The sequence below is a fragment of the Inquilinus sp. OTU3971 genome, assembly GCF_038440215.1.
In genome coordinates, this window is sequence record NZ_JASATH010000023.1 from 19519 (window position 1) to 31438 (window position 11920).

At 70.4% G+C, this 11920-nt stretch carries 13 protein-coding genes and 1 tRNA gene; 3 read left to right on the plus strand and 11 right to left on the minus strand.

Annotated elements, in window-relative coordinates:
* Nucleotides 1-47: 47 nt before the first annotated feature.
* From AAHM41_RS08350 to AAHM41_RS08370, 5 genes are read right to left on the minus strand one after another with little or no spacing between them, the layout of a single operon-like run.
* The gene (locus AAHM41_RS08350; protein ID WP_342236069.1) at nt 48-1010 is read right to left on the minus strand and encodes an isopenicillin N synthase family dioxygenase; all 963 of its coding nucleotides are present in this window, start codon (nt 1008-1010) and stop codon (nt 48-50) included.
* Between the two features lies 1 nt (nt 1011).
* A complete protein-coding gene (locus tag AAHM41_RS08355; protein WP_342236070.1) occupies nt 1012-1836 on the minus strand; it encodes an amino acid ABC transporter ATP-binding protein in 825 nt (274 codons plus the stop codon).
* Nucleotides 1833-2501: an amino acid ABC transporter permease gene (locus tag AAHM41_RS08360; RefSeq protein ID WP_342236071.1), complete on the minus strand. Its 669-nt coding sequence runs from the start codon at nt 2499-2501 to the stop codon at nt 1833-1835. The genes AAHM41_RS08355 and AAHM41_RS08360 overlap by 4 nt, the downstream gene beginning before the upstream one ends.
* Complete coding sequence (locus AAHM41_RS08365) at nt 2498-3151, minus strand: amino acid ABC transporter permease (protein WP_342236108.1); 654 nt, start codon at nt 3149-3151, stop codon at nt 2498-2500. The genes AAHM41_RS08360 and AAHM41_RS08365 overlap by 4 nt, the downstream gene beginning before the upstream one ends.
* A gap of 38 nt (nt 3152-3189) precedes the next feature.
* Nucleotides 3190-4017 (minus strand): transporter substrate-binding domain-containing protein, encoded by an 828-nt coding sequence (locus AAHM41_RS08370; protein WP_342236072.1) that lies wholly within the window; start codon nt 4015-4017, stop codon nt 3190-3192.
* A gap of 269 nt (nt 4018-4286) precedes the next feature.
* Between AAHM41_RS08370 and AAHM41_RS08375 the strand changes: the two genes are divergently transcribed.
* Nucleotides 4287-5921, plus strand: a complete 1635-nt coding sequence (locus AAHM41_RS08375; RefSeq protein WP_342236073.1) for a long-chain fatty acid--CoA ligase — start codon at nt 4287-4289, stop codon at nt 5919-5921.
* Nucleotides 5922-6033: 112 nt separating this feature from the next.
* Here AAHM41_RS08375 and proB read toward each other — a convergent pair whose 3' ends face one another.
* Nucleotides 6034-7149 (minus strand): glutamate 5-kinase, encoded by a 1116-nt coding sequence (proB, locus tag AAHM41_RS08380; RefSeq protein WP_342236074.1) that lies wholly within the window; start codon nt 7147-7149, stop codon nt 6034-6036.
* Between the two features lie 142 nt (nt 7150-7291).
* Between proB and AAHM41_RS08385 the strand changes: the two genes are divergently transcribed.
* The gene (locus AAHM41_RS08385) at nt 7292-7639 is read left to right on the plus strand and encodes a gamma-glutamylcyclotransferase family protein (protein ID WP_342236075.1); all 348 of its coding nucleotides are present in this window, start codon (nt 7292-7294) and stop codon (nt 7637-7639) included.
* Nucleotides 7640-7648: 9 nt separating this feature from the next.
* Here the strand turns inward: AAHM41_RS08385 and AAHM41_RS08390 are convergent, their stop codons facing one another.
* The 4 genes from AAHM41_RS08390 to rplU form a co-directional block, all read right to left on the minus strand.
* Entirely contained in the window at nt 7649-8413 is a 765-nt protein-coding gene (locus AAHM41_RS08390; RefSeq protein WP_342236076.1) for a hypothetical protein, read from the minus strand.
* Between the two features lie 206 nt (nt 8414-8619).
* Nucleotides 8620-9684, minus strand: coding sequence for a GTPase ObgE (gene obgE, locus AAHM41_RS08395; RefSeq protein ID WP_342236077.1), 1065 nt, complete (start codon nt 9682-9684; stop codon nt 8620-8622).
* A 136-nt stretch (nt 9685-9820) separates the two neighbouring features.
* Nucleotides 9821-10084, minus strand: a complete 264-nt coding sequence (rpmA, locus tag AAHM41_RS08400) for a 50S ribosomal protein L27 (RefSeq protein ID WP_342236078.1) — start codon at nt 10082-10084, stop codon at nt 9821-9823.
* A gap of 15 nt (nt 10085-10099) precedes the next feature.
* Complete coding sequence (gene rplU, locus AAHM41_RS08405; protein ID WP_342236079.1) at nt 10100-10414, minus strand: 50S ribosomal protein L21; 315 nt, start codon at nt 10412-10414, stop codon at nt 10100-10102.
* Nucleotides 10415-10673: 259 nt separating this feature from the next.
* Here rplU and AAHM41_RS08410 point away from each other — a divergent pair.
* Nucleotides 10674-10763 (plus strand) — tRNA-Ser (locus tag AAHM41_RS08410).
* A 35-nt stretch (nt 10764-10798) separates the two neighbouring features.
* Here AAHM41_RS08410 and AAHM41_RS08415 read toward each other — a convergent pair.
* Nucleotides 10799-11908, minus strand: a complete 1110-nt coding sequence (locus AAHM41_RS08415) for a DSD1 family PLP-dependent enzyme (RefSeq protein ID WP_342236080.1) — start codon at nt 11906-11908, stop codon at nt 10799-10801.
* Between the last annotated feature and the right edge of the window lie 12 nt (nt 11909-11920).

An 11920-nucleotide genomic window follows, 5' to 3' on the forward strand; every position in this document is an offset into this window, starting at 1 on the left:
ACCATGAGTCTGTCACAGCAATTCGGTCGGGGGCATAATGTCGGACATCACGACTTTTGCCGGTATTTGAAGGAATCGTTGATCCGGCCGACGATGTAGTCGCCGGCATCGACCGGCGGGTAGTGCGGTTCCTCCCCCTGCCCCAGGTTCAGGTCCCGCGGGTCGACCGCCGCGGTGTAGGTCGGGTCGTAGAAGGTGGCGATCGACAGGCGCTTGCGGCCGCTGCGATTCACCACCCGGTGCGGGGTCGAGGCGAAGCGGTCGTTCGACCAGCGCGCCAGCAGGTCGCCGACATTGATCACGAAGGTGCCGTCGACCGGCACCGCGTCGATCCACTGCCCGTCCTTGCGCTGGACCTCGAGCCCGCCGGTCTGGTCCTGCCACAAGAGGGTGATGCAGCCGTAATCGGTGTGCGGCGCCACGCCGAACTGCTCGGCGCCGAGATCGGCCGGCTGCGGCGGGTAGAACACCGCCTGGGTGCGCTGCATGCGCTTGGCGTAGCGCTCGGCGAAGAAGTCCGGCGCGATGCCGAGGCTGAGCGCCACGGCCCGCAGCAGATAGGCGCCGCAGACCCCGATCGCCTCGTAGTAGCGGTAGAAGTCGCGCCGCACCTCCGGCATGAAGGACGGCCAGTTGTTCGGCCCGCGCAGCGCCTGGCCCGCCAGCACGTCGGGGTCGTCCTCCGGCAGCTCCAGCCCGGTCGAGAAGAACTCCTTGTAGTCGGGCTTCTTCGCCCCGTACATCAGCGCCCCGCCGATCTCGTGGAAGCCGCGGTGGCGCTGGTTGACCTTGACCTGGCGCTTGGTCTCGACCGGCAGGTCGAAGAAGCGCCGCATGGTGGCGACCGCCGCGTCGATCACATCCTGTGGCACGCCGTGATTGCGGATGTAGAAGAAGCCGACCCGGGTGCAGGCGGCATGGATCTGCGCCGCCGCCTGTGCCGTGCCCGCCGGATCGCCGGCGACCACGGGCGCGAAATCGACGATCGGAAGGCCCAGGGTCTCGGTCATCTCATCCTCCCACTGCTTCGGCGGCGGCCGGCGAATCCTGCCAGAAGGCGTTGCGCCGGCGGTAATTGTCCAGGAACTGGCGGATCCGGGGATGCCCGTCCTCGAGGAAGATCTGCCGCGGCGGCCCCTTGGCCAGGATCCGGCCCTCGTCGACGAACACGACGGAGGTCGCCACCTGGGCGGCGAAGCCCATCTCATGGGTCACCACCACCATGGTCATGCCGTCGCGGGCCAGCGCGCGCATCACCTCCAGCACCTCGCCGACCAGCTCCGGGTCGAGCGACGAGGTCGGCTCGTCGAACAGCATGATCTCCGGCTCCATCGCCAGCGCCCGGGCGATCGCCACGCGCTGCTGCTGGCCGCCGGAGAGCTGCGACGGGTAGGAGCCGCCCTTGCCGGCCAGCCCGACCCGGTCGAGCGCGGCCTGGGCCTTGCGCGCCGCCTCGGCCCGGGGCAGCCGGCGGACACGGACCAGCGCCTCGGCGACATTGCCGAGCGCGGTCATGTGCGGCCACAGGTTGAACTGCTGGAACACCATGCCGACATTGCGCCGCGCCTTGCGGATCCCGGCCTCGCCCATGCGCCGACGCTTGCCGGCCTTGTCCGTGACCCAGCCGATCGGCTCGCCGTCGATGCGGATCTCGCCGGCATCGTGCTCCTCGAGGAAGACCATGCAGCGCAAGAGCGTGCTCTTGCCCGAGCCGGAGGGGCCGACGATGCAGACCACCTCGGACTGGTCGATCTCGAGGTCGACGCCCTTGAGCACCCGGGTCGCGCCGAACTGCTTGGTGACGCCGCTGAGCTGGATCAAGGCCCGCCGGGTCATGACGCCGGCACCAGGAAGCGGCCGACCCGGCGCTCGGCCCAGCGGCCGAAGCCGGCGGCGACCTCGACCAGGCCCCAATAGATCAGCGCCAGGGCCAGCGTCGTCTCGACGAAGGCGAAGGTCTCGGCGCCGATGCCGCGGATGACGAAGGTCAGCTCGGGAATGGTGACGATCGACAGGATCGCAGTCTCCTTGCTGAGGAGGATGACCATATTGACCAGGGCCGGCAGGATCACCACCAGCATCTGCGGCAGCACGATCCGCATCAGGATGGTGGCGCGGCCCATGCCGAGGCAGGCGGCGGCCTCGACCTGGCCCTTCGGCACGGCCTCGAAGCCGGCGCGGAAGATCTCGGCGAAATAGGCGCCGGCATAGAGGCCGAGGCCGAGCAGCCCGGCCTCGATCGGGTCGAGCACCAGGCCGAAGCCGGGGCCGCCGTAGTAGAGAATGAAGAGCTGCACCAGGAACGGCGTGCCGCGGATTACCTCGATGACGACCCGGACCGCGGCGCGGACGATCCGGCCGAGGCCGCGCTGCATCAGCGCCAGGGCGAAGCCGAGGACGAGGCCGATGACGACGCCGGCGATCCAGGTGCCGAGGGTGACGCCGAGGCCGGACAGGACCTCGTCCCAGCGGTCGAGGATGACGGCAGGATCGAAGCTCATCGCCCGGCCCCCAGCCGCCGCTGCAGCCATACGCCGAGGCCGGACAAAGCGAGATTCAGCACGAGGTAGAGCACGCCGCCGGCGAGGTAGATCTCGAGCGGCCGGTAGCTGGTGGCGACGATGTTCTGGCTGACCCGCGTCAGCTCCGCCACCCCGACCACCGAGATCAGCGACGAGGCCTTCAGGATCATGGTGCACTCATTGACCAGCGCCGGCATGGTCAGGCGCAGCGCCAGCGGCACCCGGATGCGCCAGAGCACCTGGGACGGCCGGAAGCCGAGCAGCCGCGCCGCCTCCAGCTGCCCCCCAGGCACGCCGAGGAAGCCGCCGCGCAGGATCTCCGCCATATAGGCCGCGGTGCACAGGGCCAGTGCCGCGATCGCCGCGACCAGCGGCGGCACGTCGATGCCGATGAAGGGAAGCAGGTAGAAGACCAGCAGCAGCTGCACCAGGAGCGGCACGCCGCGGAAGAAGCTGACGTAGAGCGTGCCGGCCCGGCGCGGCCCGGGCCGGTGCGACAGCCGCAGCATGCAGATGCCGACCGCGATCAGGAAGCCGAGCCCGAGCGACACGGCCGAGACCCAGAGGGTCGTGCCCGCGCCCTTCAGGAGCAGCGGCAGGCTCTTCAGGATGACAGCCGTGCTGAACAGGGCAACCTCTCAGGCGAACCGGTGGAGGGGCGGCCCGGTCAGACGTTCGGGTCGGTCACCTGGGCGGGCACGTCCATCTCGACCCCGAACCACTTCTTCTGGATCGCGGCGAGGCGGCCGTCGGCCTTCATCTTGGCGAGGGCCGCGTCGATCGCGTCGAGCAGCGGCGCGGTGTCGGCGTCCTTGCGGCCGAGATAGCCGAAATAGACCTTCTTGCCGAAGGGCGGCAGCACCACCTCGAAGGTCTCCGACCGCTGCTCCGCGACATAGGCGATGTTCGGCAGGGAGTTGCCGACGGCGACGATCCGGCCGGCCGCGAGGTCGGCATAGGCCTGGTTGTTGTCGACATATTCGCGCACCTCGGCGCCGCCCGGCAGGGTCGCCACATAGGCCTTGAGCTGCTCGAGCTGCGAGGAGGCCTTGCCGGCGCCGACCACCTTGCCGGCGATGTCCTCGGGCTTCGCCACCGAGCTGTCGCCGGCCCGCTTGAGCAGCGCGACCGAGGCGTCGGCGATCGGTGAGGTGAAGCGGTAGCGCTCCATCCGCGCCTTGGTGATCGTCACCGGCCCGGCGACGACCTGGAACTTGCCGGCCTCGAGCCCCGGCAGGACGCTGTCCCAGGGCAGGTCGACGAAGCTGATCTTGACCCCGAGTTCCTTGCCGATCTCGTCGAACACCTCGACGTTCAGCCCCTTGTGCTCGCCATCCTCGGAGAAATCGAACGGCGCGAACTGCATCTCGGTGCCGACCACCAGCTCGCCGGACGACTTCACCTGGCTCAGCAGATCGGCCGCATGCCCCTGCGGCGCGGCGGCCAGGCTTCCCACGGCCATCAGGCCGGCAACGAACGCTCCCAGAACCCGCATCATATGCCTCCACATCCCTGATCTTTGTCGACCGCACGGCGTTGCAGTGCCGCGCAGCTCTTGCGGTTCTTAGACTTTGCCCTCCCCGGAGACAACCGCGCGGTCCGTGCCATCGCGGTTTCGGCAACGGTGTCCGGACCTGTATAGACATGTCAAGTGGCGGCTTTCCCCCGGTTTTCCCTGTGGCTTCCGCCGGCTTTCCCCTTATCCTCTCGTGAAAGGCGGCGCCTGTGGCGAGAGGGGGCCTGCCGCGACCAGGGGAGGACGCGATGCTCGGGCGGATGCAGCACGAACCCTTGCAGATCGGATCGCTGCTCGACCATGCGGCGCGGCTGCACCGGGGCTCCCGGATCGTCACCCAGCGCCGTGACGGCAGCACCGTCACCCATACCTATCCGGAGATTGCCGCCCGCACCGCCCGGCTGGCGAACGCCCTGGTCGGGCGCGGCGTGGCGCTGGGGGAACGGCTGGCGACGCTGGCCTGGAACGACCACCGGCATCTCGAGCTCTATTACGGCGTCAGCGGCATCGGCGCGGTGTGCCACACGGTCAATCCGCGGCTGTTCCCGGACCAGATCGCCTACATCCTGGCCGATGCCGGCGACACGCACCTGTTCCTCGACCCGATGTTCCTGCCCATCCTGGCCGGGATCGGCGACCGGCTGCCGGCGGTGCTGAAGACCCTGGTGCTGCTGGAGCCACCGGCCGAGCCGGTGCCGCCCGCCCTCGCCGCCCGCTTCGAGATCCTGGACTACGAGGCGCTGATCGCCGGCCAGGCCGACGCCTTCGACTGGCCGGTGCTGGACGAGAACACGGCCGCCTTCCTCTGCTACTCCTCCGGCACCACCGGCGAGCCGAAGGGCGTGCTGTCGTCCCACCGCTCGACCCTGCTGCACGCCTATGCCGCCAACCAGCCGGACGCCTTCGGGCTGCGCGCGACCGACACCGCCATGCCGGTGGTGCCGATGTTCCATGTCAACGCCTGGGGCATCCCCTTCGTCGCGCTGCTGGCCGGCGCGTCGCTGGTGCTGCCGGGGCCGCGGCTGGACGGCGCCTCGCTGTTCCGGCTGATCGAGGCGACCGGCGTGACCTTCTCGGCCGGCGTGCCGACGATCTGGCTCGGCCTGCTGGCCCATCTGCGCGAGAGCGGCGGCCGCTTCGCCCGCCCGCCGCGGCTGGTGATCGGCGGCTCGGCCTGCCCCCTGCCGATGATCGAGGCGTTCGAGCGCGACTACGGCGTCGAGATCGGCCATGCCTGGGGCATGACCGAGACCAGCCCGATCGGCCTGTTCAACGCGCCGAAGCCGGAGACGGCGGGGCTGGATGAGGCCGCACGGCTGGCGTTGAAGCGCAAGCAGGGCCGGCCGATCCCGGGGATCCGGCTGCGCATCGCCGACGCCGAGGGAAACGACGTGCCGGCCGACGGCCTCGCCTTCGGCGAGATCCTGGTGCGCGGCCCCTGGGTCGCCGCCGCCTATTTCGGCCGCGACGACGACCCCGCCTTCACCCCCGACGGCTGGTTCCGCACCGGCGATGTCGCCACCATCGATAGCAGCGGCTATGTCGAGATCGTCGACCGGGCCAAGGACGTGATCAAGTCGGGCGGCGAATGGATCAGCTCGATCGCGCTGGAGAACATCGCCGTCGGCCACCCGAAGCTGCGCGAGGCGGCGGTGATCGGCGCCCGCCACCCGAAATGGGACGAGCGGCCGGTGCTGATCGCGGTGCCGGCCGAGGGGGCGGCCCCCACGAAGGACGAGATCCTGGCCTGGTTCGACGGCAAGGTCGCGAAATGGTGGCGGCCGGACGACGTGGTGTTCGTCGAAGAGCTGCCGCACACCGCCACCGGCAAGCTGCTGAAAAGCGAGCTGCGGAAGCGGTATAGGGATCACCTGGCGGGGTAAGGCCGCCCTCATCTGTCATCCTCGGGCTTGGCAGCCAGAGCGGTTCTTCGTGGCCCCTGGATTGCCGAGTCAAGCCTGGCAATGACAGGAGCGTGAGGCTAGACTCGCCCTCTCACCCCAGCACCAGGTCGTCGCGGTGGATCATCTCGTCCCGGCCGCGATAGCCGAGGATGGTCTCGATCTCGCGGCTCTTGTGGCCACGGATGCGGTCGGCGTCGTCGGAATCATAGGCCGAGAGGCCGCGGGCCAGCACCCGGCCGTCCCCATCCTTGACCGCGATCGGGTCGCCACGGCGGAAGCTGCCCTCGATCGCGGTCACCCCGGCCGGCAGCAGGCTGCGGCCATCCGCCAGCGCCCTGGCCGCGCCGGCATCGATCACCACCGCCCCGACCGGCTTGAGCGACCCGGCGATCCAGCGCTTGCGGGCGGTACGCGGCTCCGCCCCCGGCACGAACCAGGTGCAGGGCGCGCCGCATTCGATGCGCTGCAGCGGCGCCGCCTCCTTGCCCATGGCGATGACCATGCGGCAGCCGGCGCCCATGGCGATGCGGGCGGCGACCAGCTTGGTGACCATGCCGCCGGAGGAGTAACCGGGCAGCGCCTCGCCGGCCATCGCCTCGATCTCCGGCGTCAGTTCGCCGACCTCGGGGATCAGCGTCGCCGACGGGTCGCGCTTCGGGTCGGCGGTGTAGAGCCCGTCGATGTCGGACAGCAGCACCAGCGTGTCGGCCGAGATCATCTGCGACACCCGCGCCGCCAGCCGGTCGTTGTCGCCGAAGCGGATCTCGGCCGTCGCCACCGTGTCGTTCTCGTTGATCACCGGCACCGCGCCGAGCCGCAGCAGCGTCTCGATCGTGGCGCGGCCGTTCAGGTGGCGGCGGCGGTCCTCGGTGTCCTGCAGCGTCAGCAGGATCTGGGCCACGGTGATGTCGTGCCGGGCCAGCGTCTCCTGATAGGCATGGGCCAGGCGGATCTGGCCGGTGGCGGCGGCCGCCTGCTTCTCCTCCAGCCTGAGCGCCCGGCCCTTGAGGCCGAGATGCTCGCGCCCCGCCGCGATCGAGCCGGAGGAGACGATCACCACCTCCTGCCCGCGCGCGCGGCAGCGGGCAACGTCGTCGGCCAGCGCGTCCAGCCAGGCGCGGCGCAGCTGCCCGGTGCGCGGGTCGACCAGCAGGGCGGAACCGACCTTGACGACGATGCGGCGGGCCTGGGCAAGGGAAGCGGTCATGACGGCATTCGGCGGGGAAGATGCGAGGCCCCCTTCCTAGCCCTCCGGCCGCATCGGAGCCAAGCCGTTCCGCGACCCGCCCTCCCCTCGCCGCGGCACGGCGGCTATGATCCGGCGCGACGCCCGATTCCAAGGAACCCTCATGACCGAGGTCGCGACCGTCCTGCTGTTCTCCTACGGCACGCTGCAGCAGGAGAACGTCCAGCTGTCATCCTTCGGCCGCCGGCTGGAGGGATCGCCCGACGCCATGCCGGGCTGGCGGCGCGGCGAGATCGAGATCACCGACCCCGAGGTCATCCGCACCAGCGGCAAGCGCTTCCACCCGATCGTCGAGCCCAGCGGCGACGCGGCGGATGCGGTGGCGGGGACGGTGTTCCGCATCACCGAAGCCGAGCTCGCCGCCGCCGACGCCTATGAGGTGTCGGACTACAAGCGAATCCTGGTCCGGCTGCGCTCCGGCCTCGAGGCCTGGGTCTACGTCCGGGCCTGAGCGCGGCCCTCAGGCCCGGCCGAGCGCCCGGCGGATCGCGGTCTCGACCGGCGAATAGGCTCCGTCCGGCCGCTCCAGACGATAGGGCTCGGCCAGGCCGAGCGAGGGCTGTGCCAGGAAGCGCGGCTCCGTCCCGCGATGCTTCTGCGCCGCATGGATCATGAAGGGGTGGCACAGATAGACCGTGCCGGCCTCGCCGGTCGCCAGCGCCTCCGGCCGGCCGGCGCCGACCCGGTCAACCCGTGGGGTGGCCAGCCCCGCCTCCCCTGCCGGCTCGAGGAACCGGGCCATGTCGAGGTGCGAGCCGACCCGGAGCCGCGTCGGCGCGTCGAGCGGGCCGATGTCGGAGAACAGGAACAGCATCACCAGGGCGCGGCCGCGCGAGCTGACATTCACCCGCCAGGACGAGAAGTCCTCGCGCTCATTCGGGTCGCTGCTGTCGCCCGGGAAGCTGACATCGACATGCCAGCCGTCGTCCTTGGGCGCCGACCGCGCCGGGAAGCGGACCGGGAAGGTGCCGAGATCGGCGCGCGGCTGCCAGCGGCCCTGGCCGACCAGCTGGTCGAGCGCGGCGCGGAGGACCGGCGTGTTCGCCGCCTGCCGGAACGGCTCCTGCCCGTACCAGCCGAGCCGGACGACCGGCTGCGTCCAGGTCTTCGGGTCCTGCGGGTCGCAGGGCAGGTCCCGCCACAGGATGGCGCGGCCCTGCTCGGCCAGCTCCCGGGAGAACGCCCCGTCGATGCGGATGAATCCGTCCGCGATGAAGCGCTCCAACTGCGCATCGTCAAGCGCGGCGCCGGAATGATTGATGGTCGTGGAAACTCCTCTCCGCCGTCCGTTGACGGCATCACTGTCCGATCCTCATCGAGGCTGCTGTCAGCGCCCGGGGAAGCGGAGCCGGATGGCGGAGAGAATCATCATGACCGCAGGATAACGCATCCGGCAGGGAATGGAATCAGGCTGCGGCGAGCCTCAATCGCTCAGTCGGAGTCGGACGGCGCCCATGGGGTGATGTCCACTGGCGCCGCCTCCTCCTCGACCGCAGCCGGGCGGCTCTCGGCGATGCGGGCCCAGAGCAGGCGCAGCACGTCCTGCACCCCGCCGCCGGTGGCGCCGGACAGGGCGACGACCTTGGCCTTGCGGCCGGCCGCCGCCTTCAGCGCCTTCAGCCGCGCAGTCACCGTCTCCTTGTCGAGCGCGTCGGTCTTGTTCAGCCCGACGATCTCCGGCTTGCCGGCGAGGCCGCCGCCATAGGCCGCGAGTTCGCCGCGCACCACGCGATAGGCCTCGGCGACATCCTCCTGGGTGCCGTCGACCAGGTGCAGCAGCACGTTGCAGCGCTCGACATGGCCGAGGAAGCGGTCGCCCAGCCCGGCGCCCTCATGTGCGCCCTCGATCAGGCCGGGGATGTCGGCCAGCACGAACTCGTGGTCGTCGCTGCGAACCACGCCGAGATTCGGGTGCAGCGTGGTGAAGGGGTAGTCGGCGATCTTCGGCTTGGCCGCGGTGGTGGCAGCCAGGAAGGTCGATTTGCCGGCATTGGGCAGGCCGACCAGCCCGGCATCGGCAATCAGCTTCAGTCGCAGCCAGACCCACCGCTCCTCCCCCGGCCAGCCGGGATCGAAGCGGCGCGGGGCGCGGTTGGTCGAGGTCTTGAAATGGGCGTTGCCGAAGCCGCCGTCGCCGCCCTTGAGCAGCCGGAGACGCTGCCCGACCTCGGTCAGGTCGGCCAGCACCTCCTCCTTCTCCTCGTCCAGCACCTGGGTGCCGACCGGGACGCGCAGCACCGCATCGCCCCCGGCGGCGCCGAAGCGGTCGGAGCCCATGCCGTGATGGCCGCGCTCGGCCTTGAAATGCTGCTGGTAGCGGTAGTCGATCAGGGTGTTCAGCCCGTCCACCGCCTCGATCCAGACGTCGCCGCCGCGGCCGCCATCGCCGCCGCTCGGGCCGCCGAACTCGATGAACTTCTCGCGCCGGAAGGCGACGCAGCCATTCCCGCCGTCGCCGCTCTTCAGGAAGATCTTGGCTTCGTCGAGGAACTTCATGGCCGAATCGCCCTGTGCCGCCGGCCCCGGGGCCGGCCCTCTTCTTGTCGCATCAAAACAGGAAACGGGGGAATGGTCGCCCATTCCCCCGCTTCACCATAGTCCGTGCCTGCGAGCCCCCGGAAGGGGCGAGGCGTTACTCGGCGGCGTCCGCCTGGGCGATCGACACCGTCATCCGGCCACCGGCCGACTTGAACTGGACGCTGCCGGGAACCAGAGCGAACAGGGTGTGGTCCTTGCCCATGCCGACATTGACGCCGGGATGGAACTTGGTGCCGCGCTGCCGCACGATGATGTTGCCGGGGATGACGGCCTGGCCGCCGAAAATCTTGACGCCGAGGCGCTGACCCGCCGAATCGCGGCCGTTGCGCGACGAACCACCGGCCTTCTTATGTGCCATCTGTCGATCTCCTCTTTACGCGCCGGCGATGGCGGTGATCTTGAGCACCGTCAGGTCCTGACGGTGGCCCTTCTTCCGCCGGTAGTTCTGGCGGCGCTTCTTCTTGAAGATGATGACCTTCGGGCCGCGGGTCTGCTCGACCACCTCGGCCGTGACCGAGGCCCCGACCAGCACCGGGGTGCCGATCTGGACAGCGCCGTCGCCGCCGAGCATCAGCACCTGGTCCAGGGTAACGGACGAGCCCGCCGCGCCGGCGCGGCGCTCGACGGTGATGAGCTGGTCCTGGGCGACCCGGTACTGTTTCCCACCGGTGCGGATGACTGCGAACATGGTCAAGCTGCCGTCGACTAGGAGAACGCCCCTTGCGGTTCGTCCTCAGGTGATCAAAAACGAGCACGGGTGCCAGCCGGAACCAGCACCCGTGTCCGTGAACGCGGCACTATAGTCAGGCGCGCCGGCGTGTCAACGGCGGAATGCGGAAGCGGGGATTCCACCTCCGCAATCGACGCTTGCATGGCCGAACGCTCTCCACTATGGTCCGCGCCGGCCACGCGGAGGGGGTCTTTCGGACCGCCCGCCATGCCTCTGCGGAGAGGTGCTAGAGTGGTTGAATAGGACGGTCTCGAAAACCGTTGTGTCCGCAAGGGCACCGAGGGTTCGAATCCCTCCCTCTCCGCCATCATTCCTGTGCATATTCAACTGGTTCTGCCGCCGTCAGGCCATCGCGCCGCGGGCGGCGACGGGCCACAGGCATTCGACCCGGCCGTTGCGCATGCCGACATACCAGTCGTAGCGGTCGATCGTCGGGTCGCAATGGCCGGGCACCAGGCGCAGGCGCTCGCCGAGCTTCGGCCGGGCGGCGCCGGGGTCGATCACCAGCCGGCCATGCTCGTCCGACGGCCCCTCGTAGCGGATGCCGTCGCGGCCCCAGACCAGCGGCATGCCGCTGTCGGTGGGCAGCGCCTTGTGGCCGGCATCGACCACGGCGGCGCCGTCGCGCGGCACGCTCATCACTGTCGCCAGCACGAACAGCGCGTGGCGGAAGGGCGGCGGCGGGTCGTTGCGGGCATAGTCCGCATCCATGAAGGCGTAGGAGCCGACCTGCAGCTCGGTGAACACGCCGCTCGCCGCCTCCAGCGCGAAGGTGCCGGTGCCGGCGCCGCCGACGATCGGGCAGTCGAGGCCGGCCCGGCGCAAGCCCTCGACCGTCCGCCCTGCCGCCTCGGCCGCTTCGGCGATGGCGGCGGCACGCTCCTCCGGCGAGCGGCGGTGCTGGGCCCGGCCGTGATAGGCCTGCAGCCCACCGAAGACGAGGTGGCGGCTGGCGGCGATGCGCCGGGCCAGCGCCACCGCCGCCTCCCCCGGCGCCACGCCGCAGCGGCCGGTGCCGACATCGATCTCGACCAGGACCGGCAGCCGCGTGCCCGCCGCCTCGGCCGCGGCCTCGATCGCCGCCACGCCGTCGGCATGGTCGGCGCAGACCGCGACCCGCGCGATCCGGGTCAGCGCCGCCAGCCGCGCCAGCTTGCGCGGGGACACCACCTCGTTGCTGACCAGGATGTCGGGCACCCCGCCCCAGGCCAGCACCTCGGCCTCCGCCACCTTCTGGGTGCATTGGCCGACCGCGCCGCGCGCCAGCTGCAGATGGGCGATGACCGGCGATTTGTGGGTCTTGGCGTGCGGCCGCAGCTTCACCCCGGCCTTCGCGGCCAGCCCGGCCATATGGTCGAGATTGGCCTCGAAGGCGTCGAGGTCGAGGATCAGGGCCGGGGTGTCGACCTCCTCCTCGCGCATGCCGGGCTCGGCCGGCGGCGGCTGCAGCATCGATCGGACTCC